General features: G+C 65.9%; 23 protein-coding genes. 6 read left to right on the plus strand and 17 right to left on the minus strand.

The window, feature by feature from the left end:
* Positions 1-23: 23 nt before the first annotated feature.
* Positions 24-938 (plus strand): LysR family transcriptional regulator, encoded by a 915-nt coding sequence (locus BRO63_RS17600; protein ID WP_179215136.1) that lies wholly within the window; start codon positions 24-26, stop codon positions 936-938.
* Between the two features lie 9 nt (positions 939-947).
* Here BRO63_RS17600 and BRO63_RS17605 read toward each other — a convergent pair whose 3' ends face one another.
* The 6 genes from BRO63_RS17605 to BRO63_RS17630 all read right to left on the minus strand — a co-directional run bounded on the left by BRO63_RS17605 (position 948) and on the right by BRO63_RS17630 (position 5,677).
* The gene (locus BRO63_RS17605; RefSeq protein ID WP_088141019.1) at positions 948-1,472 is read right to left on the minus strand and encodes a helix-turn-helix transcriptional regulator; all 525 of its coding nucleotides are present in this window, start codon (positions 1,470-1,472) and stop codon (positions 948-950) included.
* Between the two features lie 4 nt (positions 1,473-1,476).
* Positions 1,477-1,752, minus strand: coding sequence for a hypothetical protein (locus tag BRO63_RS17610; RefSeq protein ID WP_088141111.1), 276 nt, complete (start codon positions 1,750-1,752; stop codon positions 1,477-1,479).
* Positions 1,753-2,013: 261 nt separating this feature from the next.
* The gene (locus BRO63_RS17615) at positions 2,014-2,427 is read right to left on the minus strand and encodes a PaaI family thioesterase (protein ID WP_088141020.1); all 414 of its coding nucleotides are present in this window, start codon (positions 2,425-2,427) and stop codon (positions 2,014-2,016) included.
* A gap of 42 nt (positions 2,428-2,469) precedes the next feature.
* Positions 2,470-3,687 carry a multidrug effflux MFS transporter gene (locus BRO63_RS17620; protein ID WP_088141021.1) on the minus strand — a complete coding sequence of 406 codons (1,218 nt, stop codon included), beginning with the start codon at positions 3,685-3,687 and terminating at the stop codon, positions 2,470-2,472.
* A 31-nt stretch (positions 3,688-3,718) separates the two neighbouring features.
* Complete coding sequence (locus tag BRO63_RS17625) at positions 3,719-4,852, minus strand: thiolase family protein (RefSeq protein ID WP_088141022.1); 1,134 nt, start codon at positions 4,850-4,852, stop codon at positions 3,719-3,721.
* 24 nt (positions 4,853-4,876) lie between these two features.
* The gene (locus BRO63_RS17630) at positions 4,877-5,677 is read right to left on the minus strand and encodes an SDR family NAD(P)-dependent oxidoreductase (RefSeq protein WP_088141023.1); all 801 of its coding nucleotides are present in this window, start codon (positions 5,675-5,677) and stop codon (positions 4,877-4,879) included.
* 137 nt (positions 5,678-5,814) lie between these two features.
* Here BRO63_RS17630 and BRO63_RS17635 point away from each other — a divergent pair, with 137 nt between their 5' ends.
* The 3 genes from BRO63_RS17635 (at position 5,815) to BRO63_RS17645 (ending at position 9,553) form a co-directional block, all read left to right on the plus strand.
* Positions 5,815-6,768 carry a GlxA family transcriptional regulator gene (locus BRO63_RS17635; RefSeq protein ID WP_088141024.1) on the plus strand — a complete coding sequence of 318 codons (954 nt, stop codon included), beginning with the start codon at positions 5,815-5,817 and terminating at the stop codon, positions 6,766-6,768.
* Between the two features lie 90 nt (positions 6,769-6,858).
* Positions 6,859-8,472: an NAD(P)/FAD-dependent oxidoreductase gene (locus tag BRO63_RS17640; RefSeq protein ID WP_088141025.1), complete on the plus strand. Its 1,614-nt coding sequence runs from the start codon at positions 6,859-6,861 to the stop codon at positions 8,470-8,472.
* Positions 8,473-8,626: 154 nt separating this feature from the next.
* A complete protein-coding gene (locus BRO63_RS17645; RefSeq protein WP_088141026.1) occupies positions 8,627-9,553 on the plus strand; it encodes a hypothetical protein in 927 nt (308 codons plus the stop codon).
* Positions 9,554-9,618: 65 nt separating this feature from the next.
* On the opposite strand, the gene BRO63_RS17650 is transcribed toward BRO63_RS17645, so the two are convergent.
* The 6 genes from BRO63_RS17650 to BRO63_RS17675 all read right to left on the minus strand — a co-directional run bounded on the left by BRO63_RS17650 (position 9,619) and on the right by BRO63_RS17675 (position 13,745).
* Positions 9,619-9,855 (minus strand): tautomerase family protein, encoded by a 237-nt coding sequence (locus tag BRO63_RS17650; protein WP_088141027.1) that lies wholly within the window; start codon positions 9,853-9,855, stop codon positions 9,619-9,621.
* Positions 9,856-9,907: 52 nt separating this feature from the next.
* Positions 9,908-10,255, minus strand: coding sequence for a hypothetical protein (locus BRO63_RS17655; protein ID WP_088141028.1), 348 nt, complete (start codon positions 10,253-10,255; stop codon positions 9,908-9,910).
* Between the two features lie 84 nt (positions 10,256-10,339).
* The gene (locus BRO63_RS17660) at positions 10,340-10,756 is read right to left on the minus strand and encodes a VOC family protein (RefSeq protein ID WP_088141029.1); all 417 of its coding nucleotides are present in this window, start codon (positions 10,754-10,756) and stop codon (positions 10,340-10,342) included.
* A gap of 91 nt (positions 10,757-10,847) precedes the next feature.
* Complete coding sequence (locus tag BRO63_RS17665) at positions 10,848-12,056, minus strand: hypothetical protein (RefSeq protein ID WP_088141030.1); 1,209 nt, start codon at positions 12,054-12,056, stop codon at positions 10,848-10,850.
* Positions 12,057-12,105: 49 nt separating this feature from the next.
* Entirely contained in the window at positions 12,106-13,122 is a 1,017-nt protein-coding gene (locus BRO63_RS17670) for a hypothetical protein (protein ID WP_088141031.1), read from the minus strand.
* A gap of 23 nt (positions 13,123-13,145) precedes the next feature.
* Positions 13,146-13,745 carry a hypothetical protein gene (locus BRO63_RS17675; RefSeq protein ID WP_088141032.1) on the minus strand — a complete coding sequence of 200 codons (600 nt, stop codon included), beginning with the start codon at positions 13,743-13,745 and terminating at the stop codon, positions 13,146-13,148.
* Between the two features lie 136 nt (positions 13,746-13,881).
* Here BRO63_RS17675 and BRO63_RS17680 point away from each other — a divergent pair, with 136 nt between their 5' ends.
* Positions 13,882-14,679 carry an aminoglycoside adenylyltransferase family protein gene (locus BRO63_RS17680; protein ID WP_088141033.1) on the plus strand — a complete coding sequence of 266 codons (798 nt, stop codon included), beginning with the start codon at positions 13,882-13,884 and terminating at the stop codon, positions 14,677-14,679.
* Between the two features lie 61 nt (positions 14,680-14,740).
* On the opposite strand, the gene BRO63_RS17685 is transcribed toward BRO63_RS17680, so the two are convergent.
* Genes BRO63_RS17685 through BRO63_RS17705 form a run of 5 tightly spaced genes read right to left on the minus strand, consistent with a single transcriptional unit; the run spans position 14,741 to position 19,808 of the window.
* Complete coding sequence (locus BRO63_RS17685; protein ID WP_088141034.1) at positions 14,741-15,460, minus strand: GntR family transcriptional regulator; 720 nt, start codon at positions 15,458-15,460, stop codon at positions 14,741-14,743.
* Complete coding sequence (locus BRO63_RS17690) at positions 15,457-17,124, minus strand: GMC family oxidoreductase (RefSeq protein WP_088141035.1); 1,668 nt, start codon at positions 17,122-17,124, stop codon at positions 15,457-15,459. The genes BRO63_RS17685 and BRO63_RS17690 overlap by 4 nt, the downstream gene beginning before the upstream one ends.
* The gene (locus tag BRO63_RS17695) at positions 17,121-18,119 is read right to left on the minus strand and encodes an ABC transporter substrate-binding protein (protein WP_088141036.1); all 999 of its coding nucleotides are present in this window, start codon (positions 18,117-18,119) and stop codon (positions 17,121-17,123) included. Before BRO63_RS17695 ends, BRO63_RS17690 begins: the two co-directional genes overlap by 4 nt.
* 34 nt (positions 18,120-18,153) lie before the next feature.
* Positions 18,154-19,011, minus strand: coding sequence for an ABC transporter ATP-binding protein (locus tag BRO63_RS17700; protein WP_088141112.1), 858 nt, complete (start codon positions 19,009-19,011; stop codon positions 18,154-18,156).
* A 29-nt stretch (positions 19,012-19,040) separates the two neighbouring features.
* Positions 19,041-19,808 carry an ABC transporter permease gene (locus BRO63_RS17705; protein WP_088141037.1) on the minus strand — a complete coding sequence of 256 codons (768 nt, stop codon included), beginning with the start codon at positions 19,806-19,808 and terminating at the stop codon, positions 19,041-19,043.
* 81 nt (positions 19,809-19,889) lie between these two features.
* Here BRO63_RS17705 and BRO63_RS17710 point away from each other — a divergent pair, with 81 nt between their 5' ends.
* Positions 19,890-21,056 (plus strand): mandelate racemase/muconate lactonizing enzyme family protein, encoded by a 1,167-nt coding sequence (locus BRO63_RS17710; RefSeq protein ID WP_088141038.1) that lies wholly within the window; start codon positions 19,890-19,892, stop codon positions 21,054-21,056.
* The last annotated feature ends 5 nt before the right edge of the window (positions 21,057-21,061 follow it).

A 21,061-nucleotide genomic window follows, 5' to 3' on the forward strand; every position in this document is an offset into this window, starting at 1 on the left:
CGCCAAAGTCATTACAGTTTGGCATGACCTACAACCTCAACGAACTGCGCGCATTCCTTGCCGTGCTCGACGAAGGTTCGCTGGGCAAGGCGGCGGACAGGATGAGCCTGACGCAGCCCGCCCTGAGCCGCATCATCAAGCGCCTAGAAGCCGCTGTCGGCGAACCGCTGTTCGAGCGGCATTCCGGCGGCATGCGCTTGACGGCTTACGGCAAGGCCCTGGCGCCGCATGCGCAACTGCTATGCCGTGAGGAAAAGATCGCTCGCGATGAAATGAACCGCATGCGCGGCCTGGCTACCGGCGCCCTGCGCCTGGGTGTCACGGCGGGCGCGTCTGCCCTGTTCATCCCCAAGGCGCTGGAGGCATTCCTGGAAAAATGGCCTGGCATCGCCATCGATGTGGTCGAAGGCATCTGGGACGAACTGGCCACGGCCCTGGACAACTACCAGGTCGACCTGGTGATCGCCCCCGAGGCGCCCGAGACGGCCAGCATTGTTTCCGCCAGGAACTGCGCATGGCAGGAAAGCATGAATGTGGTTGTCGGCGCCGGCCACCCGCCATGCGGCATCGCCTCGGCGACCATGGAGGCGCTGCTGGCGGAACGCTGGTGCTTCGTGCCGCCACGCACCGAGCCGCATAACCGGCTCATGTCGCTGTTCAAGGCCCGAGGCCTGCCCGCGCCGGTCATCGCGGTTTCCAGCACGTCGATTCCCCTGATCAAGAGCCTGGTCGCACACTCCGGCTTCGTCAGCTGGCTGACCCGGCCCATGTACGGCGCCGAACTCAAGGCCGGACTGATCCGCGAACTGCGGGTGGACGGCCTGGACCATGAACGCAGGTTTTCGGCTTACCACCGGCGCGAAGGAATACTGCCGGGGCCCGCCGTGCGATTCCTGGACGAAATCAGGACGCTGGCGCGGGCCAGCGCGCGCCGCTAGGCGGGACCGTCATCCCACCAGCGCTTCTAGCTCCTTGGAAGCGGAACGCGACACGCGCTGCCCTTCCTTCGCCGCGTTGACCTGCAAGGCCACGCGCGCCACGTCCATGACACGTTCCGCCTGCGGATAGCCGCCCTTGGCCTGCAGCCACGCCAGCACGTCCGCCAGGTGCCAGATCGACGTGCTGCCCTCGTGGACCGGGAGCGGAAAGCTGTCTGGATAAGCCAGCATCAGCTTGCGCATGTTCTGGCGAGAGACGCCCACGATTTCGGCCACGTCAGTGAGGCCCACCAGGTCAGGCGCGGCCTCGATCAGTTTCGCGGATGGCGCCGCGCGCCTGACGTCTTCAAGCGCCGAGCGGACGGCGGCTTCCGCGCTTTCGGCCTCGCGGGTGAACTCCAGCGCGATACGTCCCGGCAGCCCGGTGCCGACCAGGGCATCGTCGCAACCAGCCGCGCCCAGGCGCTCGACCAGCGCATCCATGTCGTGATGGCCTTCTGCAAGCTGGTACTTCAAGGTAAAGGTGTATTCCATCGCGCTACTCCCAGATGTCGCCGTCTGCCTCGGGCAGGTCGCGGTGCGCAGTACAGTTGTTCACGACGCGCCGCAAGGCGCGCGCATGGTTGCCAGGGTTCTTCGGCGTGCTCCAGACGCTGGTGATGCAGAATTCGCCGCAACGGCATTCCGCAACATTGCTCGGGCAATAGATCCGGCCCCAGGCGTGGCTGCCGCCAAATTCCACGCGCCAACCGCATTCTCCGGCGTGGCGCAGTGCTGCCTCTACCTCTTTCTTGGGATGGGACGGACGAGCCATCATTGGTATCCAGTATGAAGACATTCAAATAGGTTGTCAATAGACAACCGGACCACAGCTTCAGGGGATGCCAACGGTGCTAGGCGCAATCGATGAGGCGAATGGCGTCCATCGCGGCCATGGCCGCCGGCCCTGAAAGCCGACGTTGCAGCTTATCCAGGGCACTCGCGCGAACCAAGGCGGAATCCGTCTGAGAAACGGACGAAAGGACTGGTATGGCCTGCGGCTTCTACCATTGCGGCCCATCTCCGGGCCGCGCGCTCACCAGAGGATGATCTGCGAACAGCGGAACAGCGACAGCTTGCGGCCGCTTGCGTCGACCACGGTCGCCGACCAGATCTGGGTCGTACGCCCCATGTGTTCCGCCACCGCCTCGACGGTCAGCACGCCTTCCTTGGCGGTGCCCAGGAAATTCGACTTCAGCTCCAGCGTGGTGAAGCCTTTTGCCCCCTCGGGCAAATGCGCCAGGGTGGCGTAGCCGGCGCAGGTATCGGCCAGCATCACCTGCGAGGCTGCGTGCAGATAGCCGTTGGGCGCCATCATCCACGGCGCCACGGTCATTTCCATCGACATGCGGCCCTCGCCGATGGACAGCGGCCTCACGCCGAAGGTGTCGGGCAGCGTGCCGCGCTGGCGTTCGAAGAGACTTTCTATGGTTTCGGGGGAGCGCAGCATTGCGTGTGTCCTCTGTACAAGTTGTCGAGAATCAGGAAAGTACTACTGCGGACGCTTGACCGCCATCAGCGCGGCGCATGCAAGCGCCGAAGCGCCAGCCAACACCCCGCCCAGCGTCAGCGCGGGGCTGCCGCCCGCCAGGCTGGCCAGCGCCGTCATGGCGCCTGCGCAAGCCATCTGCAGGCCGCCCAATAGCGCCGACGCCAGCCCCGCCTGCCGGCTGAAGGGCCCCAGCGCCATTGCGGTTCCCAGCGGGTTGACCAGCCCCATGCCAAACAGATACAGCGCCACGGCGACCGTGTACTGCGGCAGGCCGCTGTCCTCGCCGCCCGCCAGCAAGGTCAGTGCGCCGGCCATCGCTACCGCGCAGCCGGATCGCGCCACCCCGGCCGCGCCGTAGCGATGGGCCAGGCGCGGCGCCAGCATGCCGGCGGCGAATACCACGAACACCGTGCAAGCGAAGAACAAGCCCAACTGCAGCGCGCTCAGGCCGAGGCGCCCCATGAGCATGGCCGGCGTGGCAGCGAAGATGGCATACAGGCCGCCGATGACCACGCTCACGGCCGACGCCGGACCGATGAACCGGACGTCCCGCGCCAAGTCCGCATAACCGCGCAGCACGGCGGCCGGCGTCGCCGCCGCGCGCCGGTCGGCTGGGTGCGTCTCCCCCACCGTCGCCACGTAGGCCAGCGCCAGAACCAGTCCCAGCACGGCGACCAACGCAAAGCTGGCGCGCCAGCCCGGCCCGTACTCCATCGCGCTGCCCAGCAGCGGCGAAAAGCCCGGCGCGGCGGCCATGGCCACCATGGTCAAGGCCAGGGTGCGCGACAACGCTTCGCCTTCGAACAGATCACGCGCGATGGCGCGTGACAGCACCGAGGCCGCGCATACGCCCAAGGCCTGGATTACTCGGCCCGCCACCAGCAGCGGCAGGGTCGGCGCCCAGGCGCACACCAGGCAGCCGACGATGAACAAGGCCAACCCGCCCAGCACCGGCGCACGCCGCCCCCAGCGATCCGATACCGGGCCGGCGAACAATTGCCCGGCGGCGAAGGCCAGGAAGAAGCTCGACAGCACCAGGCCCATATCGCGGATGTCCACGGCGAGCTCGGACGCCATGCGCGGAAAGGCCGGCAGGATGATGTTGGTGGACAGCGGCCCCAGGGCGGCCAGCCCGGCAAGCACGGCCAGCAGGCTGCCGCTCAACCTGACGGCAGGGGCAGCGTCGCGGCCAGGAGAAATGGAGGTCTGCGTATTCATGGTTCGATGAGGTCCGGTTGTCGATCGGAGTTCAGGGCCGTTCCAGCACCGTGGCGATGCCCTGGCCGCCGCCTATGCATTGCGTCGCCAGCGCATAGCGCCCTTGGCTGCGCGCCAGCAACGCCGCGGCCTTGCCGGTGATGCGCGCGCCCGTGGCGCCCAGGGGATGGCCGATGGCCAGGCCGCCGCCGTCGATGTTGACGCCGGCCATGTCCAGGCCCAGTTCACGGATGCAGGCCAGGGCCTGCGACGAAAACGCTTCATTGATCTCCACCACGTCCAGGTCGGCCGCCGCAAGCCCTGCGCGCGCCAGCGCCTTGCGCGTGGCAGGTATCGGGCCGATGCCCATGACGGCCGGGTCCACGCCCACGGTCGCGAAGCTGCGGATGCGCGCCAGCGCCTCCAGGCCATGACGCGCCGCGAAGTCGTCGCTGGCCACCAGCACCGCCGCCGCGCCGTCGGTCAGCGGCGACGAGGTGCCTGCCGTGACCACGCCATCGGCGCGGAACGCGGGCTTGAGTCCCGCCAACGCGTCCAGCGTGGTGCCCGGGCGGATGCAGCCGTCCGCATCCAGCATCTCGCCGTCCGGCAAGCGGATGGGCACGATCTCGGCGGCCAGCAAGCCCTGCTCGCGCGCCGCGGCGGCCTTGCGATGGGATTGCAACGCCAGCAGTTCCTGGTCGGCGCGGCTGACGTTCCAACGCTGCGCCACGTTCTCCGCCGTCTCGCCCATGGAGAGGTAGGCGTCGCTGGTCGCCTGCAGTTCGGGGTTGGGCGAAAAGTTGAAGCCGCCCTGCGGCACCATCGTCATCGACTCCACGCCCACGCAGAGAAAGGCCTCGCCCATGCCCGCCTCGATCTGCGCCGCCGCGATGTGCACAGCCTGCATCGACGAGCCGCAGAAGCGGTTCACGGTCATGCCGCCCACCTCCTGCGGCAGGCCCGCCAGCAGGCCGACGATGCGCGCCAGATTGTTGCCTTGGGCGGCCTCCGGATAGGCGCAGCCCAGAATCACGTCCTCCAGCAGCGCCGGATCCAGATCCGTGCGCCGCAGCAGGCCCTGTACCACTTGCGCGGCCAATGTGTCGGGCCGCAAGCCGGCCAGCCGGCCCTTGCGGGCAAAGTGGAAAGGCGAGCGCGCATAGGCGGCAATGACAGCTTTCATGGTTTCAGCTTCCCAGGATCAGGGTCAGACCGCGGCCGCGTAGCGTTGCGCAACGGTACTGTTGGACAGGTGCCCCGCCATGGCCAGGCGCGCGGCTTCGTAGGCGTCCCATTCCTCGCCAGCGTGCAGCGAGGGGATGGTGACCTTCTCGCCGCGCGCGAAGCCCAGCAAGGCGGCATCGACCAGGTCTTCAGCGCGCATCACGATGCGCTGGTCCAGCGTTTCCACGGGCCGGCCGCCGATGGCCCAGAAGTCCGTGGCCGTGGCGCCGGGCAGTACCGCCTGCACCTGCACGCCGCTCCCGGCCAGCTCGTGTTGCAGCGACTGGCTGAACGCCAGCACGAAAGCCTTGCTGCCGCCATAGACGCCGTTCAGGACTTCGGGCGCAAGCGCCACGACGGAAGCGATATTGATGATGGCGCCCCGGCCTCGCGCCACGAAGCCCGGAACCGCCGCATAGGTCAGCCGCATCGGCGCGGTGACGTTCAGGTCGACCATGCGCGTCATCTGCTCCACGTCGCTTTGCAGCAGCGGCGTATGCGTGCCGATGCCGGCGTTGTTCACCAGCAAGGTAATGCTGGCGTCCTGGCGCAGCTGGTCTTCGACGCGGGCCAGCGAGGCGCGGTCGCCCAGGTCCGCCGCCAATACCTCCACCGCGCGGCCGCTGCGGGTGCTGATGCCGCTGGCCAGCGCATTCAGGCGCTCGCGGTTGCGGGCGACCAGGATCAGGTCGTAGCCCTGCTGCGCGAGCTTTTCCGCGTACAGCGCGCCGATGCCGCTGGATGCGCCCGTGACGAGGGCGGTGCCGGGTTGAGTTTGTGCCATGGTGGGACTCCCGAAGGGGTGATTGCGATGGGATCCATGTTGCGGCTTGCGGACCATGGCGTAAATGACGTATATAGTCATAAATAAGGACATTGACGCAGGACTCGCGCGGGGCCAGAACCCGCAAGGACGCTCCCATGCACCGCATCGGTTACATACTTCCCGAAGGTTTCCAGATCATCGGCCTGGGCACGCAGGCCGTGTTCGAACTCGCCAATGTGGTGGCGCGCGAGCCCTTCTACGCCGTGGACAGCTACGCCCTGGACGGCGCGGTGCGCGCCTCGGCGGGCCTGACGGTACAGGCCCGTCCGCTCACCGCCCGCAGCCAGGCCGACACCTGGCTGGTGGCCGGCGTGCTTTCGCCCGTTTCCAGGCCCGTTGCGCCCGAACTCCCCCGGCTGCTGGAGAAACTCGCGCCCCGCTCGCGCCGCGTCGCCGGCCTGTGCACCGGCGCATTCCTGCTGGCCGACGCCGGCCTGCTCGACGGACGGCGCGCCACCACGCACTGGTATTGGGCCGACGCCTTGCAGCAGCGCCATCCGCGCGCGCAGGTCGAGGCCGACCGCATCTACATCGCCGACGGGGCGATCTGGACGTCCGCCGGCATGACGGCGGAAATGGACTTGGCCTTGGCGCTGGTTGAAAAAGACTTGGGCGCGGACATCGCGCGCGCGGTGGCGCACCGGCTGGTCATGCACCAGCGCCGCTCGGGCGGGCAATCGCAGCATTCCGAAATGCTCAGGCTCGCACCGAAATCCGACCGCATCCAGCAGGCGCTGGACCATGCCCGGCGCAACCTCGCCCAGCCGCTGAGCGTGGAGGATCTGGCCCAGGCCGCCAGCCTGAGCCCGCGCCAGTTCAGCCGCGTGTTCACGGCCGAGACCGGCCAATCGCCCGCCAAGGCCATCGAGGGACTGCGGCTCGAAGCCGCCCGGCTGATGATAGAAAGCAGCCGGCATCCGCTGGAAGTGGTGGCCAGGGAAACCGGCTTTCGCGACCGCCGCCATCTGCGCGAGGCCTTCCTGCGCGGCTTCGGCATGCCGCCCCAGGCGGTGCGGCGCGACGCGCGCACCAGCCCTCCCGGCCCCTGACCGGCGCCGGATACCCCGCGGCCCCGTGCCTGCAGTCCAGTACAATCCGCGCTTGGCGACGTTGTGCTCGCCCCCTTATCTGGACCAAAGATGTTGCGACTGTCTGAAATCAAGCTGCCGTTGAATCACACGCCCGAAGAATTGCCCGCCGCGATTCTCAAGAAACTGGGTGTAGCGGCCAGCGACCTGCGCGGCTACACCATCGCCTCCCGCAGCTACGACGCGCGCAAGAAGCACAACATCTTGCTGATCTACACGCTGGACGTCGACGTCGAAAACGAGGCGGCGCTGCTCCAGCGCTTTCACGACGACCGCAACGTCAAGCCCACGCCCGACACCGAGTACAAGTTTGTCGCCCAGGCGCCCGCCAACCTGGCCAAGCGCCCCATCGTCATCGGCACCGGCCCCTGTGGCCTGTTTGCCGGGCTGGTCCTGGCGCAGATGGGCTTCAAGCCCATCATCCTGGAACGCGGCAAAGCCGTGCGCGAACGGACCAAGGACACCTGGGGCCTGTGGCGCAAGCGCATCCTGAACCCCGATTCGAACGTCCAGTTCGGCGAAGGCGGCGCCGGCACCTTCTCCGACGGCAAGCTGTACAGCCAGATCAAGGATCCCAAGCACTACGGCGAAAAAGTGCTCAAGGAATTCGTCCTGGCCGGCGCGCCCGAAGAAATCCTGTACGTGAGCAAGCCGCACATCGGCACGTTCCGTCTGGTCGGCATGGTGGAAGTCATGCGCGACACCATCACCAAGCTGGGCGGCGAAGTCCGCTTCTCCAGCAGGGTCGAAACGCTGCATCGGGAAAACGGCCGCGTCACTGGCGTGACCCTGGCCGGCGGCGAGCACATCGAGGCCGACCACGTGGTGCTGGCCATCGGCCACAGCGCGCGCGACACCTTCCAGATGCTGCATGACCAGGGCGTGTTCATGGAAGCCAAGCCGTTCTCGATCGGCTTCCGGATCGAACACCCGCAATCGCTGATCGACCGCGCCCGCTTCGGCCCGAACGCCGGCCACCCCATCCTGGGCGCGGCGGACTACAAGCTGGTGCACCACGCCAGCAACGGACGCTCGGTCTACAGCTTCTGCATGTGCCCGGGCGGCACCGTGGTGGCTGCCACCTCCGAACCCGACCGTGTCGTCACCAACGGCATGAGCCAGTACTCGCGCAACGAGCGCAATGCCAACGCGGGCATCGTGGTCGGAATTTCGCCCGAGGTCGATTACCCCGAACATGTGCTGGCGGGCGTCGATTTCCAGCGCAAATGGGAATCCCAGGCGTTCGAGCTGGGCGGCCGCAACTACAGTGCGCCGGGGCAACTGGTCGGCGATTTCATCGCCGGCCGCGCCTCGACGGAATTCGGCTCCGTGCAGCCCTCATATACGCCGGGCGTGCACCTCACCGACCTGGCCGCCGCACTGCCCGATTTCGCCATCACCGCCATCCGCGAAGCGCTGCCCGTCTTCGACAAGACCATCAAGGGTTTCGGCATGCACGACGCGGTGCTGACCGGCGTCGAAACCCGCACCTCGTCGCCCATCCGCATCAAGCGCGACAACGAAACCCTGCAAAGTCTCAACACCCAGGGCCTGTTCCCGGCTGGCGAAGGCGCGGGCTATGCCGGCGGCATCCTGTCGGCGGGCGTGGACGGCATCAAGATCGCCGAGGCGGTGGCCTTGAGCATCATGGGCCGGCAGGGATAAGCCGGCCGGGCCCGGCACGGGCCCGCGAAATGCTCCCTCAGCCCCCTCCGCTTGACCTTCCCATCGTGTCAAGCTTGAAACTGACGCCATCGTATTCCCCCGGCTGCCTGGTGTAGCGCAGAGGGTTAGGCGCATTTTCGAGAAGGGTTCCGCCATGCAGCACGCAACGCTCACGCCACGCCAGGCACGCCTGTCGTATTTCTGCGCCTTCGCGTTCATCGCAGCCATGGTCGCGGCCGCCGCCTTCTGGAACGATCGCGAGATCGTGCTGCCGGAGATCGCCGCCATGGCCGTTGCCTTGTGGGTCTACCGCGAACCAGGCTGGATGCGCCATCCCGAGAAGATTTTTCTTTGGCCCACCGCAACGGCCTTGATGGGCTTCGGCATCAACCTGCTGGCCATACCCCATACCGCCAAACTGGCGCTCGTCCTGGCAGCGATGCTGCTGTTCTTCCTGCTGCTGCGCTACAGCTTGGCGCCTGCGCTGGCCACGGGCTTTTTGCCGGTGGTGACCAACGCCACCGAACCGTCATTCATTGCCGCCATTGTGGTCAGCACCCTGCTACTGATGCTGGGCGTGATGCTGGGAAGGCTGCGCGCCAGCACGGATCGCACCGCTTCCGTCCAGCCCCGGCTGATGGCTGCCTATGCCGCCATCATCCTGGCCGGAATCGGCCTCGCCGCGCTCGCCGGCAATACGCATCTGGCGGTACTGCCCCCGGTGGCCGTGGTGGTGTACGAGTCCCTGCACATGAAGATGTATTCATGGCGCATGCTGTTCAAGCAGACTGCGGTGCTGACCCTGTCGGCCGCTGTCGGCGTGGCGCTCTATCTGACGGTCGAGGATTGGATGACGGTGGTCCTGCTGGACCTGGCGCTGATGTGGCTGCTGCTGCGCCTGTTCGAGATGCGCATGCCCGCCGTGTACGCGTTTCCGCTCTTGGCCTATGTCTTCCCGCGGGACGCGCTACCGCAACTGCCCGCGGCGGCGCTGCTGGTTTCCTTGTTTTCCCTGAGCCTGGTCCTGGCCTATCGCAAGCTGCAAAAACCGGCCATGGCGCTGGAGCGTCAGCCCCAGTAGCGCCAAAGCCCTTGCGGCTCACAGGCCTGCGGCATGGCAAAGCCTGGCACGGCGGGTAGCCATCCCTAGCTGCCGCTTTGGGGTTTGGCGCCAGGCGTCGGCGCCCTGCCCGCCCGCATCTCCGTGGTCGTCACTCCCCCGAAGCCCCAATTGTCCGTATCGATTTCCTCGATCACGACGTGCGTCCACTCCGGCGGCTTGTGCAGCACGCGTTCGAGCGTCTCGGTGACTTCGCGGATGACCTGCGCCTTTTGCTCGGCGGTAACGCCATCGCGGGTAATGCGGATACTGACGAACGGCATGACTTTCTCCTGGTTGAAGTGCCTGTGCCCGTCGCCACGCCGGAGGTCGTTCTCAATCCAGCTTGGGATCAGGAAACGGCAGCTTATCCTGGGAAACGCTGGGCTGCACTTTCCACTTGCCGTCCTGCTTGTAGAAATCCATCTGGTTCTCGCTGACCGCAGCCCCCAAGGTCACCGCGACCGTGCAGGCGACCTGGCCCGGATACGTGGCATCGACCGCCGGGATGCAGGTTCCCAGCTTGACCTTGGACGGCCGGGGCATGCCCGTGTCCGCCAGCATGTCGACGATCGCGTCCGTGGCTTCGGGAATGGAAGGCAGGATCAGGTCCTGGGCCCGGACCATGGCGCCCGCCCCCAGCAATGCAACCATCGACGCCACGGAAATCAAGGGCTTGAACATGCGCCAACTCCATCACAATTGAGACCGGCGCAGCTTAAAGGAAGCGGCCTCGCACCACCGTAACAGAGCGATACGCAACTATTCCTAAGGCAGCATCTGAGGGTTGTAGACCACTTCCCACAAATGTCCGTCCGGATCCATGAAGTAGCCCGCGTAGCCGCCGTAGAAGGTGTCGCCCGCGGTTTTGACCACGCTGGCGCCCGCGCCGCTGGCCTGCAGCATCACTGCGTCCACCTCGCCCTTGGAACGCACATTGTGTCCCAAGGTGAATTCCAGAGAGCCGCCGGGCCGCAGCGCAATGCCCGTGTCGGCAGCCATGCTCGCGCGCGGCCACACGGCAAGTTTCACGCCATTCTGCAGGTCGAAGAACGCGACCGCGCCGTGTTCGAACTCCTTGCCGATGATGCCCTCCGTCGACAGCCCCAGCCCATCGCGATAGAAAGCCACCGATCTTTCCAGATCATCGACGCCCAGCGTGATGACCGTGATTCTTGGTTCCATGAGATGCTCCGAAAGTGAGTCCGACTGCCAGAATAGCCTGTGCGAAGCAATCCACGCCCGCCGGCCGCAGCGCGGGGCGGGAAGCAAAGCCTCAGTAATCCCTCGCCTCGTCGAACCAGCGCTGCGTCTGCGCTTCGCTTATGCCGAGCTGTTCGAACCGCGCAAGCTGGCTGAATTGCCATACGGCCTCGCCGATGTCCTCGCGCTCCTCGGTCTCGATGCCCTTCATGCCGTTGAAGTGGCTGGAAAATGCGGAGATTGCGGCTTGTACCTCGGCGGCATTGCTTGCGCTTTCCAGCGCCGACTTGGCCGTGTCGTAGGCCGTATTCGCCGACTTCGCCATGCGGCTGTTCCAGCCCGAGAAAGGCCGGCCGTATTCGCTTTGCCACCACTCCCGCTTGCGCAGCTGGGAGACGGAGTTGTAACCGCCCCATGCGCGGACCTTCTCCCGCGCCTTCATCTGCGCCTTCAAGCGCTTGCCCGCGGCTTCGTCGATGTTGTAGGCGATGAACCTATCCAGCGCGGGCCAACTGGCCAGTTCCGGCAAGCCGTCCAGATCGGGCGTGAACCGGATCTCCAGACTTGTCAGGCGCGGCAGCCCGGCAAGCGCCTCCCAGCCGCTGAAGCCGCCCCAGAGCGACAGGCTCTCCAACGCCGGAAAGCGATCGATTCCCTGCAGCGAAATGGGCTGCCCCAGCGGCGCGCCGTGCAGCGCCAGCGCGCGCACTTCCTGCAGCGGGCCGAGGTCGGGCAAGGCGTAAGGCGCCGCGCCAGTCCGGCGCCCCAGCGCCGGCCGCAGCAACAACATATCGGGCAGTTCGCCCGCGATGGCAATGCGCGTCAGGTCGCCAAACAGCTCCAGGTCACGGATCTGAGGCAGCTTGGCTTCAATATGCCCCGACACCTGGTCCAGCCGGATGCGCAGCGTCTGGATTCTTGCCGCGCCTGCGTCGATGGCGCGCCTGCCTGAGTAGGCCGGCGCCCAGCTGAACTGCTCGATCTTCCGGCCTTGCGACCAACCGAAGAAGCCGCTGTCGTTGCCGTAATAGTCGAAGTGGCGCGGCCATGCCGAGCCGGCAGGCGTGGAGAACGGCTCGAACACCCCCCAGTTGATGGCGTCTTCGCAAGCCACATGCAGATCGGCCTTCTTGCCCATGCTGGCCGGACCGATGATCAGGTTGCCGCGGCCGGCCTCCCGTTCGAAGACATGGCTGCCCGGCGCGGTCAGGCTCACTTGATAGCGCCCTGCTTCGCTCACCGAGCCCGCTGGTTCACCGGACACATCTATGGATACGGACACACCTTTCTCCTTTTGTTTGCCGGGACCCGCTGCCCGCGGCCCCGTCCGTTTATTGCCCCGTGGCAGGTTCGCCGTCCACGCGGAAGAACAGGCCAGTCTGCCCCTTCACGCCAGAGTCCAGGAACTCGAACTCGACGCGCCTGCCCGGCTCGACCACATCCCCCAGATAATCGACCCGGTACATCACACCGCCGATACGGTAGTTGTGAACCAGCGAAACGATCGAGGAATTGGGGCTGCGCAGCCGGTAAACCAAGGCCTCTTCGACCACGCCCCGCACGCCATGCTTGTAGAGCCCACGCTGCAGTTTGCGGCTGCGCATGCCGAACAGCATCGCCAGGATCGCGAAGATCGCCGCCACGAACAGCAGCGGCGGCAGAAACAGCCCTCCCACCAGCGGCACGAGGGCAAATATCAGCATGAACTTGCGCGCGTCCAGCTCTTCCCGACGCACGGCAGCACGGTCTGCATCGCTGATCTCCTCGACGGCGACCAGGGACTCCGCGCTCACGGGATACTCCGCCCGCAACAGCACTGGAGGCGAGTCTGGCTGCAGGGTCAACAGGTGCAGGCGCACGGGCAGATCGGTCAAACCCACGGCCGTCGCCGGCCCATGCCCGCTGCGGGTGTCGCTGGCGATCTCGTTCCAGAACGGCAAGGCGGCCTCCACGCGCTGCTCGCCGAATCCGTAGCACACGCCCGGCGTCGAGGAGCCCGGACCAAATGACGTCAGCCGGCCTGAAACGATCTGCTTGGCCAGCCGCCCCTTCAGCGCCCGGTCGAGGCTGCGCCAGCCTCGCGGAATGCGCAGCAGCTTGCGTCCGAAAAACACCGCCAGCGCTCCCATCACCGCAATGCCCGCCAACAGTACCGCCCCCCCGCCGAGGTCCAGCGCGCGCCACTCGGACAGACCGAGCACGGCAAAGGTCAGCACGCAAAGCGCCAGCAGCAGCACCACGAAGACGCCGAACACGGCCATCAACAGTCTGCCGCGGGAGCATCTGCGCAGCAGCAGGATATCGTCCTCGGTGAGCGGGGTATCCTCGATTTGCAGGGTCTGGCTCATGCGGTGATCGTCGCCTCCCGGGCTCAATAGGTTCCGATGGGGACCTCGATCTTCAGCGGCGCGCCGCCTTTGGCCGGGCGCAGGCTATACGTGTACAGACCGCCATCGTCATCAGCAAGCGTGGAATCCTTGCGCTCCACCGCATAGCGCTGTCCATCAATCTCCAGCGTGCGGGCGGCGACGGCGGCGGCATGGTCGGGGACCAGCAGACCGCCCACACCGTCGCCAGCATTGGCGAACTCGTAGCCGCGCAACTCTCCATCGATGCGCAGCAACTGCACGCGCGGCCGGTAAGGCGCAGCGTCCAGGTTCCAGCCATTGGTCAGATCGGTGATCCAGGGGCCCGGAATGTCGTAGGCGCTACCCAGTTGCTCTTCCGACACCTCCGGCCCTTCCACGACCAGGCAGCACGCCACCTTCCCTGCGCGGAAGTCGTACACCGCCCAGTTGCTGCCGATGGCCGCTACGCCGGGCAGCATCGAGAAATGGAATTGCCGGTTGAACTGGCTGTCCGACACCTGGCGCCAGCCTCCAATATTGGGCGCAGGCGATTGCGCCTGGCTGGCCATTGCCATCAGCACGCCTGCGGCCAGGGCGCCTGCTCGGAACAATAAACGGATCATCTCGGTGCCTGTCGTGGGCTTGTGGGGATCATCGGACTTGGGCGTTGCGCCGGCATAGTACCAGTGCCGGTCTCACGGCCATGGCCCGCGCGCCGCCGGCCTGCCGGCTGCGCGCAAACTTCGCTACTATCGATGCATGGCTCATCTCGTTCCACCTTCAATCGCCCCCCAGGTCGCAGCGGCCGGCAGCGTCATCGAACGGCATCTGGGCGCTAGCCTCGTCGCCATCCACCTGTTCGGTTCCGCCGTGGACGGCGGGCTGCAGCCCCATAGCGATATCGATCTGCTGGTCACCGTGACCCAGCCGCCGGACGAAGCCGTGCTGCGCGCGCTGGCCACGGCGCTATTGGCGATCTCCGCCCCGCCCGGTTCATCACCCGACTTGCGCGCGCTCGAAGTCACCGTGCTGGCGCTGGAACACGTCGTGCCTTGGCGCCACCCGGCCAGGCGCGAACTCCAGTTCGGCGAATGGCTGCGAACCGACCTGATGGCGGGCGTCGTGGAACCGCCCATGCTGGACCACGATCTGGCCATACTGCTCACCAAGGTCCGTGGCCACAACATTCCTGTCGTCGGCCCAGAGGCCGATCAGTTGCTCCAGGCCGTACCCCGCGAAGACCTGAGGCGGGCACTGCTGGATACCGTCGCGCAGTGGAACGCGCCCGAGGACTGGGCCGGCGATGAAAAGCACATCATCCTCGCGCTGGCGCGCATCTGGTACACGGCCGTCTCCGGGGGCATCGCCTCCAAGGATCAGGCAGCGGCTTGGCTGCTGGAGAGGCTGGAAGCGCCCTACCGTCCCGTCCTCAGCAAGGCGCGCGCGATCTATCTGGGGCAAGAGGAAGACAATCTGGCGCAACGGCACGATGCCGAAACTGCGGCGTTCATTGCCCACGCCCGCACCGCCATTGAAGGACTGGCCGGCATCCGATAGCCCTGGAACACATGGACGGCCTTGCCTGCCCGCGCGGATGCGGCGGGCAGCCTTTCAGCCATCAAGGCTTCAGGTCGATTTCCATGCGCACGAAGTCGCCGCGATACGTCACTTCGCCCAGATAGATGACACGGCGCTCCGGTCCGGTGAACACGCGCCGGACTTCCGCCACGGGCGCGTTCACATTGATGCCCAAATGCCGCGCCACCTCGACATCGGCGGTCGAAATGGTCAGCACCTGGCGGGCGGAGACGATATCCACCGAAGACATGCCCATCAGGATGGGAATGACGGTCTCTTTGCGAAAGCGCGCAGGGTGCTTGGCAAAGATGACAGCGTCCAGGTAGATGTTGATGACGCAGTACGGCTGCCCATTGCGGGCATGGATACGCCGCATGAAGACATACTTTTCCGCGGCAACGCCGTCCGATTCGTTCAGCAACGGCGCGCGCGTGGACTCGTCGATATTGAGTATGGTCGGGTGCGTATCCCGATAGACGCTGGACAGGTTCTCGAGCGTGGTCTCGACACGGAACCAACGGTTGTCCTGGGGCGCTCCCGTCACGAAGGTGCCGCGCCCCCGCTGTGGCGAAAGCAGTCCGTCGCGGGTAAGCCTTTCGATCGCCTGGCGCACCGTGACCTTGGCCACGTGGAACTCTTCGGCCAGCGCGTCGAGCGAGGGCAATTTCTCGCCGTTCTTCCACACGCCCTTCAGGATCCGCTGCCGGAACAGATCCGAAAGTTGTACGTAGAGAGGGGCTTGGGCGGTGTCGAGAATCATGGCGTCAAAGTGTCCGCGACTATATCACGCGCTTGCGGCCGGACTGCGCCACGCGCGTCTTCCAGGATCAGCGCGGCGCCCTTCTCACCGATCATGATCGCGGCGGCATTCGTATTCGTCGACACCATGCGAGGCATGACCGAAGCGTCGACGACCCGCAAGCGCTCGACCCCGCGCACGCGCAAGCGCGCGTCGACCACGGACCCAGCGTCGCCGCCCATGCGGCAGGTGCCGGCAGGATGGAACACCGTGCCGCCCTTGTTGCGCGCGAATTGTTCCAGCGCGGCGGCTGTCGTGACATCGTTTCCCGGCAGGTATTCCACACCGGTCACCAGATCGCGGAACGACGGCTGGGCATAGATGTCGCGCAACATGCGCAAACCCGCGACCAGAACCTTCGCATCGCGCGGCTCGGTCAGATAGTTCGAGACGATGCGCGGCGATGCCAACGGATCCGTACCCACGATCTCCACGGCGCCGCGCGAATCGGGCCGGCATTGTGTCGCCGACGCGGAGAAACCTGAGAATCGATGCAACGGATCGCCGGGCTTGTCGACCGACAGCGGCATGACATTGAAGAGTATGTCCGCCCGGCCGCCGACCGCGTGCTCGGTCGCCGCCAGCCCGCCTACCTGGCCGGCGCCCACCGTGAGCGGTCCCCTGCCCTGGAACAACCATTGCGCTCCCATGCCCGCGAGGCTGAGCGGATTGCGTACCGCGTCGTTGAGCGACATGCGCCGCTTCAGCTTGACGATCACGCGCGCCTGGTAATGATCCTGCAGGTTGCGGCCGACTTCCGGCGAGTGCGCCGCAACCGCGATGCCGTGCCTGGCAAGCAGCGCCGCATCGCCCACGCCCGAAAGCTGCAGCACCTGAGGCGATTGCAGCGCGCCCGCTGCAAGCACCACCTCGGCATCCGCCATCGCACGCTTCAATTGACCCTCTTGCACCCACTCCACGCCCAGCGCCCTGCCTCCTTCGATCAGGATGCGCGTGACATGGGCGCCAGTCTCGATCACCAGGTTCGGACGCGACCTGACCGGGTACAGAAACGCGGTCGCGGCATCGCAGCGCCAACGGTTGCCGAGCGTCAGCTGGTAAGGTCCCACCCCTTCCGATTCGGCGCCGTTGAAATCGTCATTTCGCCGGCACCCGGCCTCGACTGCCGCTTCCACCCACGCAGCCGTGTAGGGATGGTCATTGCGCAGATTGGAGACGCGGAGTTCGCCACTAGCCCCGTGATACTCGGACTCGCCTGCTTCGTAGCGCTCGGATTTCTTGAAGTACGGCAGCACGTCCCGATAGCCCCAGCCGGTCGCGCCGAGACTGGCCCAATCATCGTAGTCCTCGTGTTGTCCGCGGATGTACAACAAGCCGTTGATCACGCTAGACCCGCCCAGCGCCTTGCCCCGCGGCCACAGAATGGTGCGATTGCCAGTCTCGGCCTGGGCTTCGATCGGGAACAGCCGGGAGAACCTCGGATCGTAGATGGTCTTGAAGTAACCCACCGGCAGCTTGAGCCAGAAATTATGCGCAGCCGCGCCCGCCTCCAGCAGCAGCACGCGCACCGCCGGATCGCGGCTGAGCCGATTGGCCAGCACGCATCCGGCGGAGCCGCCGCCGATGACGATGTAATCAAAGCCCGCGCCAGCCGGAATGCTCATGCCTTGATCGCCTCCAGATAGGCCGAAGGATCGAAGTAGCGCGAGGCGGGCACGGGATTCGGAATGTTCCCGGCCTGCGCGAAGAAGTCGGTCACCTGTTGCAGCCAGCGGGTCACTGAACCATCCTCGTACTTGGTGCGCCACTCGGCCGTGGAGAAATACTTGGCCTGCTTGAACTGCGCCTTGAACTCGGCCAGCGGCACGTCCTTGTACTGCGTCTTCTGCAGCGTCTCCACCGCGGCGTCCGGGGTCTTCACGATGGCGTCGTTGGCCTCGCCCCAGGCGGCGATGAGGCTGCGGATGGCCGGCTTCTGGGCCTCGTAGAAATCATTCCTGGCCGCCCATCCGCCCATGATCGCCGCCTCCGGATAGAACGCGGAAGCGTCGATCAGCATGCGCGCATTGGACACCTTGGACCGGACGATCGTATCGAACGGCACCCAGAGCGCCACCGCGCTGACCGCGCCTGATACGAACGAGGTCACTGCGTCGGCCATGCGCTGGTTGACGATCTGCACGTCCTTGCCCGGGTCGAGCTTGGCCGCGCGCAAGGCCCGGTCCAGGAACACATGGGCGGTCGTGCCCGTCGTCGTGGAGATCTGCTTGCCCTTCAGGTCGGCCACGGTCTTGATCGACTCGTCGCGGACCCAGAGCTGGGCGGTGCCGTACTCGATGTCGTTGACAAGAAAGACCTTGCCCTGGCCGCGGGCTGGAAAGTTCGACACGACCGCGCCGGTGGCCAGCACATCGAGGCTGCCGCCTATCATCGCCTGGAAGATTTCCAGGCCCGTGGTGAAGACGATGGGCTCCAGTTCCAAACCATGCTTGGCGTAGCTGCCCATCTGCAGGCCCAGCCACAAGTGGCCGTCGACGGCGGGCGTATGCAAGTAGCCGACGCGCAGTTTCTTGCGCGCCTGGCCTATGGCGGGCGCCGCGATTGCTGTGATGGACGCGGCTACGCCCGCCTTGAGTAGGGTTCTGCGGTCGAGCTTCATGGAGTCTCCTTGTGGTGGGGCTGCTGACGCAGGCTCAATCGGTCGGCCGGACGGATTGGCGGGCCTGGGCTTGGTACTCGAACATGACCAGCTCCCGGATCTCCCGGCTCAACTCAACGAAGCGAGGGTCCTCGTGGACCCGCTCCGAACGCGGGTAGCCGAAAGGCACCTCTATCACCTTGCGCACCTTGGAAGGCCGGGCGGTGACCACGACGATCTTTGACGACAGATAGATGGCCTCTTCCACCGAGTGGGTGATCAGCATCACCGTCTTGCCTTCGGTCTGCAGCACTTCGAGCAGCAGATCCTGCATGGCGGTCCGGGTCTGCGCATCCAGCGCGCCAAAGGGCTCGTCCATCAACAGGAACTGGGGCTTGACGGCGTAGGCGCGCGCAATCGCCAGCCGCTGCCGCATGCCGCCGGAAAGGTGCTTCGGAAAGTGATCCGCGAAGTCGCTCAGGCCCATCAGCTTCATGTAGCGCTGGCAGATCTCGGCGCGTTCCTGCGGGCTCGCTTTGTTGGCCGCGAGCTTCATGCCGAACTCGATGTTTCCGCGCACCGTCAGCCACGGGAACACGCCGTATTCCTGGAAGATCACGCCGCGGTCGGGCCCGGGCGCCGTGACAGGCCGCCCATCCAGCGTCACGGCGCCGGCGGTCGGCTGCACGAATCCGCCGACGATGTTCATCAAGGTCGTCTTGCCGCAGCCCGAGGGGCCGATGATGGACACGAACTCGCCATCCCGGATGTCCAGGGTCACGCCGTCCACCACCCTCATCGGCCCGCTGGCGGTGGGAAAGTCCACGGTGACGTTATCGAACCTGATCCTGACTTTCGGTTCCTGGGAAGGCTTCGGCGTAGCGGTATCCACGCTGCGCAGTTGGGTGCTCATGGTCATGGTCTTGGATGTCCGGGACGTTCTCAGGCGATGCGGTCTTGCCACGCGACCAGGCGGCGGCTTGCGGCCCTCAGGGCCAGGTCCATCAGCATGGCGATGAGGCCGATGCAGATGATCCCGACGTAGATCACGTCCAGCTGGAAGAACGAGGACGCATTCTGGATCAGCGCTCCCAGCCCCTGCTGGGCCGCAATCAGCTCGGACGCCACCAGCGTGGCCCAGGCCACGCCCAGCGCCACCCGAATGGCGGTCAGGATGTGCGGCACGGTCAACGGGACGATGACCTTGATGAAGATCTCCACATCATTGGCACCCAGCGTCCGCGCCACGCGCACGAAGATCGGGCTGATCTGGGCGATGCCCTCGTACATCACGATGACGCCGGCAAAGAACGAGGCATAGAACAGGATGACGGTCTTGGCCGATTCGCCGATCCCGAAGTAGACGATCACCAGCGGAATCAGCGCGATCGGCGGGAGCGCGCGGAAGAAGTTGATGACGGGATCGATGAAGATCCGCAGCCCCCGATACCAGCCCAGGCAAAAGCCCACGGGCACCGCGACCAGGATGCCTAGCGCAACGCCCGTGAAGACGCGGCGGGCCGACATCCAGATGTCCAGCCACAGCCGGTCCTTGGAAAGCTCGATGAACTTTTCGATGACCGCGGCGGGCGAAGGAACGAGCGCGGGGCTGACCAGCCCGCTGGCGCGCACCGCCAGCCACAGCGCCAGGATGCATAGCCATGGGGCCGCGATCAGCAGCGGGCGCGAGATGAAGGACGGAAGGCGCATGGTGTGTATAGAGGGTTAGACCTGAGTTGCAATCCGTAAGTGCTAAACATACTATAGACCAGTACTTAATATCTTAAAGCCATGACAAACCCTAATGCCAAGCAATCCCTGACCGCCGGGCCGTTCACGCTGGCGCGCATCGACGCCTACGTGCTGCGCTGGCCGGTCAAGCGCCCGGTACAGACCTCGTTCGGCACCATGCATGACCGCCCCGCCCTGCTCGTGCGGGTGGAAGATGCGGATGGCGCGGTCGGCTGGGGAGAGGTCTGGTGCAACTTTCCCGGCTGCGGCGCGGAACACCGCGCCCGCCTGCTTGAAACCGTAGTCGCGCCGCTGGTTGTCGGCCAGTCCTACGCCTCTGCCGAAGCCGCGTTTGCGCACATGAGCGCGCGCACCGCGGTGCTTGCCATCCAATCCGGCGAGCCGGGACCCATCGCGCAAGTAATCGCCGGCATCGACCTGGCCTTGTGGGACATGCTGTCCCGCCGGACGGGCTTGCCGCTATGGGAATTCCTGGGCGGCACCTCGGACGTGATCCGCGTCTACGCAAGCGGCATCAACCCAGAACGCCCCGAAGATACGGTTCTCGCCAAACACGCTGAGGGCTATCGCGCCTTCAAGCTCAAGGTGGGCTTTGGCGAAGAACGGGATCTCGCCAACGTCAGAACGATCCATGCCTGGCTGCCCCCAGGCAATGAACTCATGCTGGACGCCAATCAGGCCTGGGACCTGGGAGGCGCGCTGCACATGGCCGGCCGCTTCAGCGAGTTCACGCCGGGCTGGCTGGAGGAGCCGCTGCGCGCGAACCGGCCCCTATCGGAATGGGCGCAACTGGCTGAGCAAATGGAAATCCCTCTCGCGGCCGGCGAAAACCTCATCGGTTCAGATGCCTTCGAGGCGGCGATCAACAGCAGGACTTTGAAGATCGTGCAGCCCGATCTGGCCAAATGGGGCGGCATTTCCGGCTGCCTGCCCGTCATCGACAGGATTCACGAGGCGGGCCTGCGCTATTGCCCGCACTTCCTAGGGGCGGGCGTCGGCCAGCTCGCCTCCGCGCACATCCTCGCCGCCCGCGGACGAACTGGCGGCATGCTCGAAATCGATTCCAACGAGAATCCTCTGCGCGCAGTTCTGAGCCCGGCATTGGGTGTCATCGTCGAAGGAGAAGCCAAACTCGGAAACGAGGCGGGTCTGGGCGTGGAACCAGACATCGCGCAGTTGCGCGACATCTGCGGCTTGCGTCCATAGACGCC

The organism is Achromobacter xylosoxidans, from assembly GCF_002192695.1.
Lineage (GTDB): Bacteria > Pseudomonadota > Gammaproteobacteria > Burkholderiales > Burkholderiaceae_B > Achromobacter > Achromobacter xylosoxidans_C.

Bases quoted from the DNA above. Each gene is read 5' to 3' on its own strand.
- BRO63_RS17640 (WP_088141025.1), top strand. From the start codon at position 6,859: ATGTTGCGACTGTCTGAAATCAAGCTGCCGTTGAATCACACGCCCGAA.
- BRO63_RS17645 (WP_088141026.1), top strand. From the start codon at position 8,627: ATGCAGCACGCAACGCTCACGCCACGCCAGGCACGCCTGTCGTATTTC.
- BRO63_RS17655 (WP_088141028.1), bottom strand. From the start codon at position 10,255: ATGTTCAAGCCCTTGATTTCCGTGGCGTCGATGGTTGCATTGCTGGGG.
- BRO63_RS17695 (WP_088141036.1), bottom strand. From the start codon at position 18,119: ATGAAGCTCGACCGCAGAACCCTACTCAAGGCGGGCGTAGCCGCGTCC.
- BRO63_RS17710 (WP_088141038.1), top strand. From the start codon at position 19,890: ATGACAAACCCTAATGCCAAGCAATCCCTGACCGCCGGGCCGTTCACG.
- BRO63_RS17670 (WP_088141031.1), bottom strand. From the start codon at position 13,122: ATGAGCCAGACCCTGCAAATCGAGGATACCCCGCTCACCGAGGACGAT.
- BRO63_RS17625 (WP_088141022.1), bottom strand. From the start codon at position 4,852: ATGAAAGCTGTCATTGCCGCCTATGCGCGCTCGCCTTTCCACTTTGCC.
- BRO63_RS17680 (WP_088141033.1), top strand. From the start codon at position 13,882: ATGGCTCATCTCGTTCCACCTTCAATCGCCCCCCAGGTCGCAGCGGCC.
- BRO63_RS17660 (WP_088141029.1), bottom strand. From the start codon at position 10,756: ATGGAACCAAGAATCACGGTCATCACGCTGGGCGTCGATGATCTGGAA.
- BRO63_RS17705 (WP_088141037.1), bottom strand. From the start codon at position 19,808: ATGCGCCTTCCGTCCTTCATCTCGCGCCCGCTGCTGATCGCGGCCCCA.
- BRO63_RS17630 (WP_088141023.1), bottom strand. From the start codon at position 5,677: ATGGCACAAACTCAACCCGGCACCGCCCTCGTCACGGGCGCATCCAGC.
- BRO63_RS17675 (WP_088141032.1), bottom strand. From the start codon at position 13,745: ATGATCCGTTTATTGTTCCGAGCAGGCGCCCTGGCCGCAGGCGTGCTG.
- BRO63_RS17620 (WP_088141021.1), bottom strand. From the start codon at position 3,687: ATGAATACGCAGACCTCCATTTCTCCTGGCCGCGACGCTGCCCCTGCC.
- BRO63_RS17610 (WP_088141111.1), bottom strand. From the start codon at position 1,752: ATGGCTCGTCCGTCCCATCCCAAGAAAGAGGTAGAGGCAGCACTGCGC.
- BRO63_RS17650 (WP_088141027.1), bottom strand. From the start codon at position 9,855: ATGCCGTTCGTCAGTATCCGCATTACCCGCGATGGCGTTACCGCCGAG.
- BRO63_RS17685 (WP_088141034.1), bottom strand. From the start codon at position 15,460: ATGATTCTCGACACCGCCCAAGCCCCTCTCTACGTACAACTTTCGGAT.
- BRO63_RS17635 (WP_088141024.1), top strand. From the start codon at position 5,815: ATGCACCGCATCGGTTACATACTTCCCGAAGGTTTCCAGATCATCGGC.
- BRO63_RS17700 (WP_088141112.1), bottom strand. From the start codon at position 19,011: ATGAGCACCCAACTGCGCAGCGTGGATACCGCTACGCCGAAGCCTTCC.
- BRO63_RS17600 (WP_179215136.1), top strand. From the start codon at position 24: ATGACCTACAACCTCAACGAACTGCGCGCATTCCTTGCCGTGCTCGAC.
- BRO63_RS17605 (WP_088141019.1), bottom strand. From the start codon at position 1,472: ATGGAATACACCTTTACCTTGAAGTACCAGCTTGCAGAAGGCCATCAC.
- BRO63_RS17615 (WP_088141020.1), bottom strand. From the start codon at position 2,427: ATGCTGCGCTCCCCCGAAACCATAGAAAGTCTCTTCGAACGCCAGCGC.
- BRO63_RS17690 (WP_088141035.1), bottom strand. From the start codon at position 17,124: ATGAGCATTCCGGCTGGCGCGGGCTTTGATTACATCGTCATCGGCGGC.